The organism is Faecalimonas umbilicata, from assembly GCF_004346095.1.
GTDB classification, from domain to species: Bacteria; Bacillota; Clostridia; order Lachnospirales; family Lachnospiraceae; genus Faecalimonas; species Faecalimonas umbilicata.
Map to the genome: position 1 here is coordinate 1 of NZ_SLZV01000018.1, position 17,791 is coordinate 17,791.

Annotated in this window: 17 protein-coding genes and 1 riboswitch; of the genes, 1 reads left to right on the plus strand and 16 read right to left on the minus strand. The window is 42.1% G+C overall.

Features of this window, described 5'->3' with window-relative positions; translation table 11 throughout:
• Positions 1–574 (plus strand): helix-turn-helix domain-containing protein (locus EDD74_RS09080; RefSeq protein WP_132038445.1); only part of this gene is annotated, 574 nt, incomplete at its 5' end.
• On the opposite strand, the gene EDD74_RS09085 is transcribed toward EDD74_RS09080, so the two are convergent.
• The 16 genes from EDD74_RS09085 to EDD74_RS09160 all read right to left on the minus strand — a co-directional run bounded on the left by EDD74_RS09085 (position 555) and on the right by EDD74_RS09160 (position 17,750).
• A complete protein-coding gene (locus tag EDD74_RS09085; RefSeq protein ID WP_116441311.1) occupies positions 555–2,213 on the minus strand; it encodes a DUF4091 domain-containing protein in 1,659 nt (552 codons plus the stop codon). The two genes, EDD74_RS09080 and EDD74_RS09085, sit on opposite strands and share 20 nt — an antisense overlap.
• A gap of 50 nt (positions 2,214–2,263) precedes the next feature.
• The gene (locus EDD74_RS09090) at positions 2,264–3,112 is read right to left on the minus strand and encodes a carbohydrate ABC transporter permease (protein WP_009262336.1); all 849 of its coding nucleotides are present in this window, start codon (positions 3,110–3,112) and stop codon (positions 2,264–2,266) included.
• 1 nt (position 3,113) lies between these two features.
• Positions 3,114–3,992 carry a carbohydrate ABC transporter permease gene (locus tag EDD74_RS09095; RefSeq protein WP_116441310.1) on the minus strand — a complete coding sequence of 293 codons (879 nt, stop codon included), beginning with the start codon at positions 3,990–3,992 and terminating at the stop codon, positions 3,114–3,116.
• A gap of 93 nt (positions 3,993–4,085) precedes the next feature.
• Positions 4,086–5,345: an ABC transporter substrate-binding protein gene (locus EDD74_RS09100; protein ID WP_009262338.1), complete on the minus strand. Its 1,260-nt coding sequence runs from the start codon at positions 5,343–5,345 to the stop codon at positions 4,086–4,088.
• Positions 5,346–5,799: 454 nt separating this feature from the next.
• A complete protein-coding gene (locus tag EDD74_RS09105; protein WP_008974966.1) occupies positions 5,800–6,171 on the minus strand; it encodes a YccF domain-containing protein in 372 nt (123 codons plus the stop codon).
• Positions 6,150–6,632, minus strand: coding sequence for a hypothetical protein (locus EDD74_RS09110; protein ID WP_016438377.1), 483 nt, complete (start codon positions 6,630–6,632; stop codon positions 6,150–6,152). The genes EDD74_RS09105 and EDD74_RS09110 overlap by 22 nt, the downstream gene beginning before the upstream one ends.
• Before the next feature lie 348 nt (positions 6,633–6,980).
• Positions 6,981–7,835 (minus strand): hypothetical protein, encoded by an 855-nt coding sequence (locus tag EDD74_RS09115; RefSeq protein WP_116441309.1) that lies wholly within the window; start codon positions 7,833–7,835, stop codon positions 6,981–6,983.
• A gap of 182 nt (positions 7,836–8,017) precedes the next feature.
• On the minus strand, positions 8,018–8,671 hold the full coding sequence (thiE, locus tag EDD74_RS09120) for a thiamine phosphate synthase (RefSeq protein ID WP_008974963.1): 654 nt from the start codon (positions 8,669–8,671) through the stop codon (positions 8,018–8,020).
• Between the two features lie 54 nt (positions 8,672–8,725).
• Entirely contained in the window at positions 8,726–9,589 is an 864-nt protein-coding gene (gene thiM, locus EDD74_RS09125) for a hydroxyethylthiazole kinase (RefSeq protein ID WP_242990091.1), read from the minus strand.
• Positions 9,519–10,106, minus strand: coding sequence for an energy coupling factor transporter S component ThiW (thiW, locus tag EDD74_RS09130; protein ID WP_009262345.1), 588 nt, complete (start codon positions 10,104–10,106; stop codon positions 9,519–9,521). The genes thiM and thiW overlap by 71 nt, the downstream gene beginning before the upstream one ends.
• A gap of 94 nt (positions 10,107–10,200) precedes the next feature.
• Positions 10,201–10,992, minus strand: a complete 792-nt coding sequence (gene thiD / locus EDD74_RS09135; RefSeq protein ID WP_116441308.1) for a bifunctional hydroxymethylpyrimidine kinase/phosphomethylpyrimidine kinase — start codon at positions 10,990–10,992, stop codon at positions 10,201–10,203.
• 207 nt (positions 10,993–11,199) lie between these two features.
• Positions 11,200–11,307, minus strand: a riboswitch (TPP riboswitch).
• A gap of 22 nt (positions 11,308–11,329) precedes the next feature.
• The gene (locus EDD74_RS09140) at positions 11,330–13,144 is read right to left on the minus strand and encodes an ABC-F family ATP-binding cassette domain-containing protein (RefSeq protein WP_116441307.1); all 1,815 of its coding nucleotides are present in this window, start codon (positions 13,142–13,144) and stop codon (positions 11,330–11,332) included.
• 106 nt (positions 13,145–13,250) lie between these two features.
• Complete coding sequence (locus tag EDD74_RS09145) at positions 13,251–13,952, minus strand: response regulator (protein WP_009262347.1); 702 nt, start codon at positions 13,950–13,952, stop codon at positions 13,251–13,253.
• Entirely contained in the window at positions 13,945–15,696 is a 1,752-nt protein-coding gene (locus tag EDD74_RS09150) for an ATP-binding protein (protein ID WP_116441306.1), read from the minus strand. The genes EDD74_RS09145 and EDD74_RS09150 overlap by 8 nt, the downstream gene beginning before the upstream one ends.
• A gap of 46 nt (positions 15,697–15,742) precedes the next feature.
• Complete coding sequence (locus tag EDD74_RS09155; RefSeq protein ID WP_008974955.1) at positions 15,743–16,390, minus strand: potassium channel family protein; 648 nt, start codon at positions 16,388–16,390, stop codon at positions 15,743–15,745.
• A 10-nt stretch (positions 16,391–16,400) separates the two neighbouring features.
• Positions 16,401–17,750 (minus strand): TrkH family potassium uptake protein, encoded by a 1,350-nt coding sequence (locus EDD74_RS09160; RefSeq protein WP_009262349.1) that lies wholly within the window; start codon positions 17,748–17,750, stop codon positions 16,401–16,403.
• Between the last annotated feature and the right edge of the window lie 41 nt (positions 17,751–17,791).

Consider the following 17,791-nt stretch of genomic DNA (forward strand, 5'->3'; position numbering starts at 1 on the left):
TTTTTCTCATAGCGATCATCCTTTCTTTGATAACACTATTTTACCATACATCATCTCAAAAATATATAGCAGAAATTTAATTTATTCTATACTAGAACGTTATCCACACACTGCATTCGGAAGTGAACAAATCATCAAGATTTCATTGGAATCTATGCTGATCAGCCTGTTTCGTCGATATTCAGAAGAAGAACCCCTCTTCGCCTATGAGCAGGCCGAACATCCGATGTTACACCGCAACCACGATATTTTTCTCAGTCAGGTAATCCAATATTTAAATCAACATATCTCGGAGCATCTGACTGTCGCACAGATCTGCAAAGATAATATGATTGGACGTTCCCACCTGCAAAATATTTTTCATAAGAAAAAAGGATGTGGTGTCATGGAATACTTTTCCTGGCTAAAAATAGAAGCAGCGAAAAAGCTGATCCGCGAGAACCGCTACAACTATTCGCAGATTGCAAACCTGCTCGGTTACTCATCTTATCAGTATTTTTCGCTGCAATTTAAAAATTATACACGAATGACCCCTTCCCAGTATCACCGTTCCATTAAATCTTTTTCTGAGTAGCTGTGCGGATTGCCGCATTTATCCGCTCTCTGCAATCAGTCAGATAAGAAATACTTCTCGGATATTTCTTAAACGTCACTTCTTCGTCCTGTGTCCGTTCTATACATTTCAGAACTGTATTTCGGTCTGTCAGACCCTCCAACAGATACATGGCTCTCAGATCATTCATTGCCTCATCCATCAGCATCAGACGGATAGATTCTTCAGGTTTTCTGTCTGCCCCTGGATATACAAGGAACGGATCGCCCGATGGAAATGCTCCAGATGCATCCGTACAGCGGTATGGATCAATCGGATAGAGCGATTTCTCTGAATTATAGAAGTTATATCCCCAGTGAAGGAATCCATCCAACTGATATTTGTACATCTGCACCCCTAAGATTCTTGTCCTATATCCAGGCTGTACAATGAAACGATTTGATACATCTTCATACTGTCCAGTACAGTAATATCCCCATAACTTTTCCGGTCGGTCTTCTAAAAATGGTTCCATATGATTCAATGCACATACCGGCTGGCTGACCAGTCCTTCCTTATAGAAATCATAATCAGACAGCGCATCAAATACGATGCATCCTTCTAAATCCTCTGCTACAATCTGCTTTGCTGCACGATAAGAATCAATCTGTGTCATCTGGGGTTCATCAGAAATATGGAAATATACTTTCTCGCGAATCCCAAGTCTGTCCATCTCTTCTTTGAGTGCCGTCAGAAATTGATGCAGGAAATTTTTATACGCCTCTCCAGAGGCATCCGTATCCCATCCAAATAACTTCACCAATTCCCCATCTTTCTCTCCTACAATCTTCGGCGCTGCAACTGCTCCCCACTGGGAGAACAAATGAGAAATCTCATAATATTCTATTCCACATCTCTGGCACATGCTCACCCACTTTTCAAAATTTGCAAATCCAAATGTGTATTGGTTTCCCTCTGCCTTTACGTCAACAAGCTGTACCGTACGTCTTTCTCCTCCCACTGCCGTATCAAGCGGCGGAGTAAATACTGGTGTCAGAAGCATGTTGCAGTTTCGTTTTACTGCTGTCTTCACAAAATTTTCTACAACTTCCCAATATTCATCTGAAAATACTTCCAGTTGATAGTAGTCTGCAAGACAGTCTGTATGAAACCATTCTGTACGCGGAACTGGAAGTTTTGGAAGTACCTGGTCAATCACTTCACAGAACACTTCCAGTTTGCCGATAAGATCTTCTCCATGCGTTAGACGAATCTCCAACGGATATTCCCCCGCCTGGATGTCTTCAGGAATCTCTACATCGATCCACAAACTTCTCCATTGTCCGCTCACCATAGGAAATCCAAGTTCAGGAATCTTGGTCAAAAGATCCGGATATAGCCCCGGTGCTGTAGTAAGGTAATCTTCATCCCTGCTCATATGACATGGATATTCACATGGTACAAGCTGTACAAGACGGACATCCACTTGATTTCTAATTGGAGATATCACTTCCACCTTTCCTCTCTCTTTTCCATTTCCCGCCCAGTAATAAGCAATCTGAAAAGATACGTTTTCCCCTTTCAATGCAGTCAGTCTTGCAAGGTTTCCCTCTCCTGATGGTTCCTTATCTGCAAACACCTTTTCCATTGCAGATACCATTTTGATTCTGAAATATTTCATTCCTTTTCCTCTCTTTCTGAGCCTCATCACTCTGAATTTTTTCGTCTATTTTATCCTTTCACTCCGCTAAGTGCAATACCTTCTACAAACTGCTTCTGCAAAAATGCATACAAGATAAACGGGAAGATAAATGACACGGTTGCTCCCGCCAAAATAAGCCCATAATTTGTCTGATACTGTGTCTTTAACAATGACAATGCAACAGTCAATGTGTACATAGAAGAATCGGTTGTGGATACAAGCGGCCACATAAAATCATTCCATGAAGTCACAAAAGTAAATACGACAAGTGACACAAGAACTGGTTTGATCAGAGGAATTACGATATTGATAAAGATCTTGTATTCCGGACAGCCATCCACCTTTGCCGCCTCTAAAAGTTCATCCGGAACACTTTCCATAAACTGCCGGATCAAAAATACACCAAACGCATTTAAGATAATCACTACCAGCGCAAAATATGTGTTGAGAAGCCCTAATTTCTTCATAATAATAAATACCGGAATCATAGTAACCTGCCCTGGAATCATTAGTGTGAGCATATACACTTTAAAAAGAAATTCTTTTCCCCAGAAATGTTTTTTCTCAAATCCGTATGCTGCCATGGAAGCAATCACGCAGTTGAAAAAGCAGGAACAACCGACAACGATTACACTATTCATTAGCGAGCGGAAAAATCCACTCTTTCCAAATACATGCTCATAGTTTGTAAAATCTGTAAAATTCACATCGCCCCACGAAATCATCAGTGTCGTAGAATGCGTAAAGGACATGATCAGCATATACAAAAACGGTGCAATGCAGATCGCCGCAAAAATTAGGATGAAGAAAAGTCCGATGACTCCAAGCGGTGTCCATGCTTTTTGTTTTTTCGTGTTTGTAGCACTCATACCTGCCATACTACTTTCCCTTCCTTTCCTTGAAAAACAGATTTTCTATAACATTAATAATCACGACGATCAAGAGTAGCAACATTGCCATCGCACATGCATATCCCATTTTGTACTGTTTAAATGCCGCATTGTAAATTCCCATAACAAGCGTGACAGTAGCACGTCCCGGACCTCCTCCGGTCATTAGGTATGCAAGGTCAAATACCTGGAAAGACCAAATGATCCCAAGTGTCACTACAAGATAAGTGATCGGTTTTAACATCGGCAGTGTAATCTTAAAAAACTGTTGAATGGATGTCGCTCCATCTACTTTTGCCGCCTCGTATAAATCTTTTGAGATTCCCATAATTCCTGCATAATAAATAACGAGAAAATATCCGACATTTTTCCAGACTGCGACAATACATATACTGATCAGTGCTGTCTTTGTACTGCCGAGCCAATTAACTGAATCTAGATGAAAAAAATTTAAGATGTTGTTTAACAACCCACCCTCTGTATTTAAAATAATCCTCCAGATGGTTCCCGCTGTAACTGCTGATGCAATTACCGGAATAAACATAACACTTCTTAAAAATCCCCCTGTCTTATTCTGCATTTTATATGCGAGAAATGCTGCAAAAACTAATGAAAGTATCGTCTGTGCCGGCACAGTCATCAATACATACAAAAGTGTGTTTTTCGCTGCATCTGCAACATAACCATCCTGAAATACCCTTTCATAATTTTCAAGTCCGACAAACTTCGGCGGGGTCATAATATTGTAGCTTGTAAAACTAAAATATCCTGACATAAAAATCGGTATAATACAAAAAGCCATGATCAAAATAAAACTTGGCAATACATATATAATTCCCTGCAATGCTTCTTTCTTTTTCCTGGACACAGGATCACTTCCTTCCTTGTAAATCAATCGGGAGAACCTTTTTAGATTCTCCCAATCGGCTTACGCTTCTAATTGAATTTTCTGATAACAGTTCTATTTTAAATTCGTATTATAATACTCTGTCGTCTGCTTCAGCACTTCCTCCGGTGTCATTTCTCCCAGCATCATAGACTGAAGATTTTTATACAGAGTGTCATAAAGGGAACTTGCCCCTTTAAATACAGGAAGTGACACAAAGTTGTCGCCATAGTCAGAGAATAATTCTGCAAAACGCTCATCTCCGGAATACGTCTCGTCCTTTGTAATTGGAGGTTGTTCAGATACTGTCTTATGGAAATCAGACATCACATCCGCACTTGTGATATACTTCATCAATTTTGCTGCAAGTTCTTTATTCTCGCATTTTTCAAACATCACAAGCGAATCCGCTGCGACAAATGTCTGTGCTTTCTCAGGACCTTCGATCAACGGCTGGAAATCCCAGTTGACTTTATCTCCAACTGTCAGCGCATTGCTGGATGCAAGTACTGCCATTGCTGCTTCTCCATTTTTAAACGGCTGCAGTACATCGTCATTTGATGTACAGGAGTCTGGAAGTATTCCCTGCTCTTTCAAGCTATATAAAAATTTTGTTGCTTCCAGTCCTTCTTTGGAATCAATTGTAAGATTTCCTTCTTCATCTACAATTTCTCCACCTGCTCCCCAAAAATATGGCCAGTAAATCTCATTTAAAGATCCATAGTGAGGATTTCCCCAATCCTGAAGAAACGGTGCCACATTTGGATTGCTTTCTTTGATTTTTTTGCATGCACTAACCAGTTCATCCCAATTTGTTGGTATTTTGTCAATTCCCGCTTCCTTCAAAAGATCCATATTTGCGACAAGAATTCTTGGATTTCCAACAACAACCGGAAGTGCATACTGTCCTTCCTGAATATTTCCAAGTTCATAATACAGATAATTTTCTTTTTCCTCATCTGTAAAATACTCATCAATATCTGTCAGTGCCCCCATATCGATATAATCATAAAACATTTCCATATACATATATCCAACATCCGGTCCATCATCCGAAGTTGTTCCTGTCAGATATTTCTCCTCATAATTATCCCACGGAATGATCTCCACCTTTACCTCACAATTATTCTCTTTTCCGAATGCTTCCATTTTTTCTCCCCAGAATTCCTCGTCGGTCACTTTCGCATCCGTCGCTGCAAACGTTGGCATCCAAAGTGTGATTTTTTCCTTTCCCCCTGATTTCTTTTCATCTCCTGAACCAGAACCGCATCCACTAAATAGTCCAACTGTCATCGCTGCCACTGCAAGCAGTGCAATTACCTTTTTTTGTTTCATAACTTATTTCCTCCTTTTGCTAAATTGTTTTGTGTAATTCGCTCATTTATTTATCTCTTAATCAAATAATATAACACTTTTGCACAATTTTCTTCCTATAATTGTCCGTGTTCTGCATACTTTTGTCCATTTTGTGAAACTATCCCTTCTCTTTCTGTTCTGTTTTCTTGAGATCTCAATTCTTTATTGCACACCAGCAGATTTCTATGGTATAATGAGATTCAAATGAAAGCTGAAAGAAGGTATCTATTATGTTAGTAGCTATCATTGGTATTTCTATTCTTGCAGCTGTCATCGCTGCAGTTGTCACAGCTTCATTTGCCGGCGTGCTCGCAGCAGAGCTTGACGATGAAGAATAAGAAATCATTAAAAATGGATGCAGACCTGCCACTTACAGATCCGCATCCATTTTCATTTATATAATTCTACATAGAAGAGACAATTATCCGCTGTACTAAACAATACTGTCATGTACAACACTTCCAAACGGCATCAGTGCTAGCTTGGCAATTTTAAAATGCTGCAATCCAAACGGGATTCCGATAATTGTAATACATAACAGACATCCCAGCAGCGCTGACTCAATTGCAAGTGGAAGTCCCGAGACAAGCAACCATATGATATTCAGCAAGAGGGAACCTGCACCTCCTCCATAAGTAATCTCCTTTCCAAACGGGAAAAACGACAATGCCGCAAACTTAAAACACTGCATCCCCACCGGGATTCCTATGATTGTGATACACCAGAGGCACCCCGTCAGAAGCCAGCTAAGCCCTGAGATCACACCTCCACAGAGAAACCAGATTACATTTCCAAGACATCCCATACTACATCCTCCTCTCCATCTTTCTGATATCGTTGATTCATCATCTGAAGGCTTAAAAGAAGCTGTCGGATCCTCTCAAGCGCTTCATCTACCTGCTTTGATGCACGCGTAATTTTTTCCTGCATAGCCCAATCTGATAAAATATTATCAAAAAATATATCTGCGAACTTTTCAAAACTTTGTATTTCCACATGAATTTCCGCATTTACGGAGATATCTGCCAGTTCTTTTTCAAACATCTTCACTTTCTTTCCGGCAAGCTCCAGTGATTCCTGTGCTTCTTCCAGTCGATTATGCTTCAGCATACTGCTCAAAGCCCCGCCTCCCAGAATATCCCATATTCCTAAATACTTCGCATCCTCTAACTTTTTCTTTGCCTCTTCCAGGCAATGGACTGCACATACTCCCGCTGCCATTGCCTCCTTTACCTCCTGCACATTTCCTTTCCTTTTTTCTTCCATAACTAAATCCTTTCTGCCCTTTTGGCTTCCACACTTTTCTCCCGGCAAAAATTCTTTTTTCTTCCAGCGGTATCCTGCCGAAACACTTTTCCCGGCAGGTATATATTCTAGATGTACTTTTTCTTAAAATAGAAAAAGACTCCTACCGGGGCAATTTCTGCCTCGATAAAAGTCTTGCACATTTCATTTGATACGGATACCTCTCGATATCGGGTGACGATCTCAAACCCACCTTACGGTGTCTGGCTACTCCCTCTTATCTTGATTATGATTCTAATACGTTTCCCCGCTCTTGTCAATCTATTTTTTCTGTTCACAAATCATTTTACAAATCTTATCACAAAATGACTATTCCTGTTCAGTTTTTGCTCCGGAAACAGTAAACCCGTACTTCACAGTTCCATTTTCCCATACCGCTTCCAATTCATACACCGAATTCACCTCTGCTTCTTTCAGTTCGCCTTCACTTCCATCCATTGTGATATCCTGCTCTGTAAACTCTTCCTCTTCCCCAGAGAGTGTTTCCATGCTCCACTTTTTCACAGTGACTTTCTCCGGTTTCCTTGAGAACATAAATTTCAGACTCTTATCCTCCGCATCACAGATAATCTCCGGGAGTACACCTGCCTGATACTGTTCCAAAATAGACCCTTCTTCTGCTTTTTGACTTTCTGTTGTCCCGTCATCCTCTGTATAACTCCAGTCATAGGAAACAGGGGAAATGCTTGTCGATACGATTGCAAGCTTCTGATAATTTTCAATACTGAGCGTCGGTATTTCAGAAGGATCTGGCGCCTGGTAAAATGCATCGATCAATGGCTGGTATTTCTCAGCAATTTTCTGATCTCCTTTTTCTGTACGAATCATCTTTGTCACACCTGCATACTGTGGCGGAAGACTCTGTGTAACTGCCCCATTTCCATAAATTTCTATTGTATCTCCTGCTTGCAGATTTTCTTTGGAAATCTTTTCTCCATTTTTGTCAAATAGCTTTCCATCTGGAATTTCTGCTTCAAACAATGTTTCATTTTTTATATCTGCAAAAATGTAAAATTCCTGTTCTTCCCCATAAGTGAGATAAACTCCTTCTACAGTCGGTATTTCCTCTTTTTCTTTAGTTGTATTTTCCTTTTTTCCACAACCTGTACCTAAAATCAGTACTGATGCGAGAAGCACTCCTATCATTCTGCTTTTTTTCTTCATGTCTAACGCCTCTTCTTTCTACTATATTTCTACTATATTTTTATTATCTTTCCCATTCTTTTTGAATGTATCAGCATTATACCAAAAGCTCGCAGAAAAAAACAGTGCAGAATCTTCTTTTTAAGATTTTGCACCGCTTTTCTTAAGATTTTACAAAGAATTCTATTTTCTTTTTCGGCAATCTATTTCCCTTCTGTATCTTTCAATTTACAGATTTTTTCTTTCAAATATTCTGCTGCTCTCTTTGGATCATCGGCCTTCATGATCGCAGATACGACCGCCACACCATCCATCTTGCATCCTCTTAAAATCTCAAGATTCTCTGCATTCAATCCACCGATTGCCGTCACTGGAATCGGCACAGTTTCACAGATTGCTTTCAATGTCTCCGGCTTTGTGAGAATCGTGATCACCTTTGTCGTTGTCGGGTAAATCGCACCCACTCCGAGGTAATCTGCCCCTTCTTCCCACGCTTTTTTTGCGGCCTCCACAGTCTTTGCTGTCGCTCCGACAATTTTCTCTGGTCCAAGCAGTTTTCTCGCCACAGCTACCGGAAGATCACTGGCTCCGACATGAACCCCTGCCGCATCACATGCGATCGCCACATCCACCCTGTCATCAATAATCAGCGGAACTCCATAGCGATCGGTAATCTTCTTTACAAGAATTGCCTTCTCAAGATATTCTTTTCCGCCTGCCTCTTTTTCTCGCAGCTGTACCAGAGTCACACCTCCTTTACATGCTTCCTCCACAGTCCGAAGCAATGACTCTGTCGTATGATAAGTACTGTCTGTCACCAAATATAAGGTAAGATCTACCTGATTTCCTGTTCTCATCTGTCCACCTCTTCTATTTTCCCATTTTTTCCTTGACAGAATCTGTCACTTTTTCTATTCAAAATTCTGCTTGCTTTTTTCCCGCAGGCGAAGTCGATTCCTGATTTCTTCTTCCTGCAGATCATATAGCGCATCTAAAAATGCTATCTGGAAACTTCCCGGTCCTCTGCTGTTTTCTGCTCCTAATTCCCCTGCGATTCCCATAACCGCTGCTGCTGCCAGCACTGCCTGTCCTCTGCTTTCTGCGGCTTCCGTAAGATAAGTCCCACACAATGCCCCAAGCATACAGCCGGTTCCTGTGATTGTTCCAAGCATAGCATCTCCATTTGCCAGACAGTAGCAATGGGGTCCTTCTATGATCAGATCCTCCTGACCGGTCACGAGAAGAACTGACCGATACTCCTCCGACAGCCTGTAAAATGCAGGTAAGATTTCCTTCTCATTTTCCTCTGAAAACCGATCTTTTTCTCCTGCGTCCACTCCGGTTCCATATGTGGAAAGCCCTGCCAGTTTCCGCATCTCTGACATATTTCCTTTTAGTACGGTCGGACTTCCAATCTCTAGTAGTTCTTTGGCATAATGCAATCGAAGACTGCTGCACTGGATCCCAACAAGATCCAAAACAGTCGGAACACGATTCTTTAGTGCCTCCTGAAATGCTTTCTTCATAGAACTCATTCTCACATCGGTAATATTTCCAAGATTTAAAACAAGCACCTGCGCTGTCCTTACGATTTCTTCTACCTCCTGTGGATGCTCTGCCATGATCGGCCGACCACCGGCTGCCAGTACAATATTTGCACTGTCATGGATGGCAATCGGATTCGTGATACAATGTACAAGCGGTCTATGCTGCCTGATCTGCTCCCCCAGTACCGCGATCTTCGCCGCTATTTTTCTTAACATTTCCTTTGTCATATACTTTCGCTCCAAGACTCCATTGAATTTTTGCAAGCACTCCACTTCTGCTGAGCTGATTTAACAGAAGCCATGCCACTGCTCCTCCCATACAAGTTGCACCAAGAAACATTGGTGTATAGAAAAATGCATTCAGCCCATCTCTTCCCATCAGAAATGCCATGACCGGATAGGATACAAGTGATCCGATGATTCCTGTTCCGAAAATCTCCCCAAACACAGCACAGAAAATCTTTCCATGAGATGCACGGTAAAAAACACCGGATAAAAATGCTCCAAATACTGCTCCGGTCAGAGCAAGCGGCGGGATTCCCATGAACAGCATCCGGATAACCCCGATCATCGTCGCACAGAGCAGCGAATACCATGGTCCTAAAAACACTGCACAAACAATGTTGACAAGATGTGCCGTAGGACACATTCCCTCCACGCGCAAAATCGGTGAAATAACAACTCCCACAGCTACGAACATCGAAAGCATTACCATTCGGTTCGTGTTCATTTTTTGTTTTTTCATGATGTGATTCCTCTCTTTCTTTTGTTGGAACACACCTGACAATCATGCCTGAAAATTTTCCCAGAAAGGACATCAGTCCTTCTGAACATTTCTCTTAATACACTCCTTCGACCCGAAAAGCATGATCCATCGGACCACTTCCTTTTCCAAGATCCAACATTGCCTCCAATGCCCCGGAAATGTAATTCTTCGCATTTTCTACACTTTCTTCCATCGAAAAGCCTTTTGCAAGGTTGGAAGCAATCGCACTGGAAAGCGTACATCCAGTTCCATGGGTGTTCGGATTTTCAATCCTTCTTCCACGGAACCATCGAAATGTTCCATTTTGATATAATAGGTCATTGGCATCGTTCTTCTGATGTCCGCCCTTACACAGGACAGCACATCCATAGGCCTCACTGATCTTTTGTGCAGCTGCGATCATATCTTCCTCCGTGAAGATTTCCATCTCTGCAAGCACTTCTGCCTCTGGAATATTCGGAGTCAGAAGATCTGCCATCGGAAGCAACGTCCTTTTTAGTGTCGCAATCGCCGTATCTTCCATTAATTTTGCGCCGCTTGTCGCCACCATCACCGGATCTACGACAATCTTTTTTGCATTGTACTTTTTCAGATTCCGGGCAATGACTTCCATCAGTTCTGCCGATGATACCATACCTATTTTCACTGCATCCGGATAAATATCAGTAAAAATACACTGCAATTCTTCCTCCAGAAATTTAGGAGTTACCTCCATAATATCTATTACGCCGGTCGTATTTTGTGCAGTCAATGCGGTGATAGCACTCATCCCAAATACATGGTGTGCCATCATGGTCTTGATATCTGCCTGAATGCCGGCGCCTCCGCTGGAATCGCTTCCAGCGATTGTTAATGCTGTTCTCATTTTGTTCTCCTTTTGCATTAATTTTATATAGCGGCAGAAAGTGGTGCCCCCGGCCTGCCGCTTCTTGGGTTCCCGATAGCTATTCCGGCGACATCCGTTCTCTCTGTCGCGGTACGATCTGCACGGAATATTCTAATTTTACAGGATTCTAAAGAATTTCTGTAACAAAAAAGCTGTGATAATCCGCGCGGGTACTATCACAGCATAAACTTCTACCGGGTATTTTCCTACGTTGGCATTATCCAAATCAGGTTATGGGTCTAAGCATACAGCTTACTCTCAGCCTGCTTTTCGCAAGCTCCCCTTGTTCTTTTCCAAGTTTTATTGTAGCACAATTTTACAGCAATGCAAGACTTTTCTGATTTTCAATTCGCTCTGCAAGATCATTTAAATATACCCACCGCTCCATCTTCTCTTCCAATGTAGCTTCTGCAGCTTCTTTCTGTTCGGTGATTTCCGAAAGCTTCGCTGAATTTGTAGCATATTGCATCATCTGCTCATCCAACTCCTCGATTTTCTGCTCCAAAGATGCTATCTCATCATCGATCGTCTCATATTCTTTTTGTTCTTTATAAGTAAATTTCAACTTTTCCGGAGCATCCTTTTTCCAATTCTTTCGATCCGCCTTTTTCTTTGCGGATTCCTCAGATTCTCTGACAACAGTCCCATTCTTGCGCTCTTTCGCTTCAAGATAATCCGTGTAACCACCTTCGTACTGTACAAGCTTTCCGCCAGCCTCAAATGCAAAGATACGATCTGCAATATTATCAAGGAAATACCGATCATGAGATACTGTGATCACAATTCCCAAAAAAGAGTCTAGATAGTCCTCAAGGATGGTCAGCGTTGGAATATCAAGATCATTCGTCGGCTCATCGAGAATCAATACATTTGGAGCATCCATCAATACTTTTAAAAGATACAACCTTCTCCTCTCCCCTCCGGACAGCTTTCCGATCGGGGTATACTGCATTGCAGGAGTAAATAAGAATCGCTCCAACATCTGTGAAGCTGTAATTCTGCCATCTTTTGTCGGAACATATTCTGCCACATCTTTGATATAATCGATCACGCGCTGATTCTCATCCATCTCCGTGACTTCCTGCGCGAAATATCCAATCTTGACGGTATCGCCAATCTCCACCGTTCCCTGATCCGGTTCTTCTTTCCCGGTAATGATCTTCATCAATGTAGATTTTCCACATCCGTTTGGTCCAATGATCCCAAGCCGCTGATTTTTCAGTACAATATACTCAAAATCATCGATCAGCTTTTTCTGCCCATAACTCTTAGAAATATGGTGCAGCTCGATCGTCTTCTTTCCCATCCTCGTTTCCACAGAATCCATCTCAACCTCAGCATCTCTGACCGGAGCTTTTCCATTCTTCAGTGCCTCAAGCCGCTCCAACCTTGCTCTCTGCTTCGTTGTACGGGCACGGCATCCTCTCTTGGCCCACTCCAGTTCCATCCTGAGAACGCTCTGTCTTTTCCGCTCAGAGGCAAGTTCCATCTCCTCTCTTTGTGCTTTCAATTCCAGAAACTGTGAATAATTTGCCGTGTAGGAATATAATTTCCCATGGTCGATTTCTAAAATCTTATTTGTCACCCGATCCAGAAAATAGCGGTCATGTGTGACCATGATGATCGCACCTTTCCACTGGTTCAGATACTCTTCCAGCCAGACTGCCATCTCATTGTCAATATGGTTCGTCGGCTCGTCAAGAATCAACACATCTGCCGGATTGACAAGTGTCCGTGCAAGTGCTACGCGCTTTTTCTGGCCTCCGGACAAATGATCAATCTCTTCGTGATGATCTGTAATCCCGAGGCGGTTCAACGCATTCTTTGCTTCACTCTCTCTTCCCCAGTCTGCTCCATCGGCACCGTCTGCCACATAGGAAAGAACTGTTGCATGCTCCGGGAACTTCGGCGACTGCGGAAGATAGGTGACACGAAGTCCCTTTTGAAAAATCACTTGTCCCTGATCCGGCTCTTCCAGCCCTGCAATTATTTTCAGAAGTGTTGTCTTGCCAGTTCCATTGATTCCGATAATTCCAATTTTATCTCCCTGATGAATCCCACAGGAAATATCATCAAACACTTGCTTCTCTCCAAACACTTTACTGATATGCTCTATATTAATTATGTTCATCTGCAATTCTCCTCATCTTTATCATCTTTCCCATTATATCGATTCCAATGGATTTTCTCAAGACAGACTGGGGAAGAATTTCAGAAGTTTTTCTTTCCTCTATATATTATTCTACTCGCAACATCCGGTAACCCACCCCGATATGTGTCTGGATATACTGGGGCATATCCGGCTCGCTCTCGATCTTCTTGCGGAGTGTCGCCATATATACACGCAGCGATGCCACGTCGTTCTCCCAACTTCTACCCCATATCTCCTGCGTAATATAAGTATGTGTCAACACCTTTCCGACATGTTTTGATAGCAGGCATAATAATTTATATTCAATCGGTGTCAAGTGTAATTCCTTTCCATCCATATAAGCACATCCCGCGCCGTAGTCCAGCATCAGTTTTCCGTTTGTGAAGGTGGACTTTTCTTCCTGGGTTCCCCCTTGCATGATTGCAAGTCTTCTCTGTGTCACCCGCAGCCTTGCAAGCAATTCTTCTACGGAAAATGGTTTCGTCAAATAATCGTCTGCCCCCGCATCCAGTGCCACAATCTTATCATTATCCTCACTTCTGGCACTGATCACAATGATCGGCATATTAGACCAAGAGCGAATCTTTCGGATGATCTCTACTCCATCCATATCCGGCAATCCCAGATCCAAAAGCACAATATCCGGATTATACGAGGATGCTTCCAAAATCGCTGTCTGTCCATTTGCAGCTGTCTGATGGCGGTAACCGTGTGCCTTTAATGTTGTCGTGATCAGATTTCGTACAGATGTATCATCCTCGACAACTAAAATTAATAATTTATTCATTCAAATGTACCTCCTCTGCAGGTAATGTAAATGTGAAAATGCATCCGTGGGGATGATTGTCTTCTACCCGGATGCTTCCTTCGTGCGCCTCTATAATCGAACGACACAGCGACAACCCAAGTCCCAGACTGCGGCGACTGTCCACAATCTTATGTGTTCCAGTGTAAAACATTTCAAAAATGTGTTCTTTTGCCTCAGCACTAATTCCTGGTCCATTATCACTGACAGACACTTCCACCATATTTTCTTTTTTCTGTGAGGCAACTTCTATGACAGATCCCGCCGGCGTGTATTTCAGCGCATTGTCAATCAGATTGATAATTACCTGAAGAATCAATCTGACATCCATCTTTGCCATGAGAAATTCATCATTTTTCTTTAAATGGATCTGATATTCTGCACTTTTCCTTGGCAGATGGCGTATGGATTCCGCAGTCACTTCATCGATCAGCTCCACCGACATCTTCAAGTTCAGTCTGCCATCTTCTATCCTTGTCACAGACAAAAGATTTTCCACAAGATTGATCAGCCACATGGAGTCGTCATAAATATCTCCATATAAGCGAAGTTTCGTTTCTTTGTCAAATTTATCTTCATTCGATAAAAGATTGCTCGCATTTCCTGATATTACAGTCAATGGAGTCCGCAGATCATGAGAGATCGCACGCAAAAGATTTGCTCTAAGCTGCTCATTCTGAGCCATAACAGCAGCCTCCTCTTTCTCTCGGATACTCTGCTCATTTTCCAGCGCAAGCGCACATTCTCCGAGAATTGAAAGCACGATACTTTTCTCAAAAGTATCCATCGGACTGTTTCCAAGTGCAATCCCGATCACTCCATAAACCATGTTATTGACACGAACAGCCAGATATAAACATTTGGCATTTGGGAACATCTTTGTTGTTGCCCCTGCATGACGATTGTTCTTCATTACCCATAGACATGCCTGCCGCTCCTCTTCGGTCGTATACGATTCTTGTTCCTCTTCTTCACCGCAATAATAAACATGCGGAGCCGAAAGAGATGCTTTCTCGACCTCATAGACTACAATATTTCGATTCAGAAGCTTGATCAGCTGCATGGCTGTGACTTCAAGAATATCTTTTTTGTCCCGCTCCTGTTGCAGCAGCTGATTCATATCAAATAAAATCTGTGTCCGAAATGCAGTCTGTGCCGCCTCTCTCGCATTATTTTTCAGCTTTACCGTCAGAGAGCTAGTAATCAATGCTGATAAAAACATAATTCCAAATGTAATAAAATATCCTGTATCATATGCTTTCAGCGTATATTTCGGAGCGGTAAACAAAAAATTAAAGATCAGCACACTGAACACCGAGAGCGTCAAACTGTAAATCCTACTTGCTGTGATCGCCGCTGTGACAAGCACCCCTAAAATATAGACTGTCACAATATTAGACTGGCGGATTCCCAATTCCTCAAACAGAAAGCTAAGTACTGTTGTTACAGTTGCTACAACTACTGTCTTTACCCAGTCTGAGAGCATATAGTACTTCTGTTCCTGCTTTACCTTTTTCTCATGGTAGAGAGAAATACTTCTCTCCGCCCATCCTTTTTCCCTGCTCCTGCTCTCTGTCTCACTTTCTTCTGCGAGCATATCTTCTGTTTCCCACTCTCGCAGATATTTCTCCTGATTTTTTTCAAACAAACTGTCAATTTTCTTCATGCACCAGAAGCCTATGATTCCCGCTGATAAAAATACAATGATCATCCATATATTCTGCATCCTGTGACCGCCCCTCTGACTCTGCTATATTTTCTTATCTATTCCATTAAATATGGAAACACTTCTGTACATTTTTATTTTTTCCAAGAACAAGAAGTGTCTCATCTTCTTTGAAACAATAATCGGAATGAATCTCCGGATTAATCTGATCATCTTTTTTTACTGCAAGAAGTGTCACATTATATTTCCTGCGAATATCTAACTGATGGATGGTCTTTCCCACCCATGCCTTTGGTGTCTCCGTCTCATAAATAGAGTAATCCGGTGTCAATTCAATATAATCAAAAATGTGATCAGATGTATAGCGGATTGCCGTCCATGCTGCAAGCTGCTTTTCCGGATACACTACATGGTCTGCCCCATTTCTCAACAAAAACTTCGCATGAACATCTCTTGCCGCACGCGCTACAACTTTTCTGGCTCCCAAATCTTTTAAAAGACTTGTCGTTTCCAGAGAACTCTGGAATGCATCTCCGATCGCAACGATACAGACATCAAAATTTCGTACTCCCAAAGAACGTACGAATGCCTCCTCTGTGCTGTCCCCGATCTGTGCACTTGTCAAATATGGAAGTGCATCTTCCACTCTCTTTTCGTTTTTGTCCACCGCCAAAACTTGATGATTCATTTCATTTAATTTTCTGGCAACATGTCTCCCAAAACGTCCTAATCCGATTAATAATACTGATTTCATATCTCTTCTCCTAACCTATCGTTATTTTTTCCTGTGGTAATTTTGATTTCGTAAAACGGTGTCCAGATACAACCGCAAAAATCAGTGTCAACCCACCGACCCTTCCCCAGAACATGAGAAGGATTAAAATCATGTGGGAAAACAGACTCAGCTGAGGTGTTAAACCAAGGGACAATCCAACGGTCCCAATTGCCGACGATGTCTCAAACAGCGCTCCCATGAGTGGAACCTGATCAACACAACTGATCACGACTCCCCCCAGAAGAAACAGGGACATATACAAAAACAAAATGGTCGCTGCATTCTTCACTGTCTCTGACGGAATTCTTCTTCCGAAACACTGTACATCTTCTTTCCTGAAAAAAACTGCAAAAGAAGTAAGAAGCAACACAGCAAGTGTCGTCGTCTTAAATCCACCCGCCGTCGATCCCGGTGAACCGCCGATCAACATCAGCAAGATCATGATCAACTGGCTTGGCTCACTCATACGGTTCAGATCAACCGTATTAAACCCTGCCGTTCTTGGCGTTACAGACTGAAATGCAGACGCAAGAATTCTCTCTTTTTCGCTAAGGTCCGTCCACTCAGTTCTTCCAAACTCATAAAAATAAAAATACAGTGCCGGAAGCAAAATTAAAAGAATTGTCACAGTCAAAATAACCTTACTTTGCAGACGATACTTGTGAAAATGTAGTCTGTGGTGCCAAATATCATCCCAAGTCAAAAATCCAATTCCACCAATCACGATCAACGCTATGATTGCAAGGTTGATTGTAGTATTTCCGTTAAATCCGGTCAGAGACGAGAACGGTTGGTTCACCCCCATCAAGTCAAAACCTGCATTGCAAAACGCAGATACCGAATGAAATACTGCATACCACACTCCTTTCTTCATCCCAAATTCTTCACAGAATACAGGCGCCATGAAAATTGCTCCGAGAAGCTCGATTGCCAGCATCGCCCGCAGAATAAATCCGGTCAGTCTTACAATTCCTCCTACCTGTGTCGCGGAAATTGATTCCTGCATCGTACTTCTCTGCATCAGACCGATCTTTCTCCCCGAAAGAATTGCAATGGCAGAAGCTGCTGTGATCACTCCCATTCCTCCGATTTGGATCAACACCATAATGATCAGCTGTCCCTGCATCGACCAGTAACTCGCAGTGTCATGAATCACCAATCCGGTCACACAAATTGCTGACGTTGATGTAAATAATGCATCCGAAAATGAAGTCCCTACCTTTTCTACTGTAGAGGATGGAAGCATCAGCAGAAGACAACCCATCAGATTTACAAGAATAAATCCAAAAATAATCATCTGCGGAGAAGAAAAATGTAATTTTTTTTGTATCACGTCCATAAAGTATCTCCTGAAAAAAGTTATCCGATTCTTCTTCGATC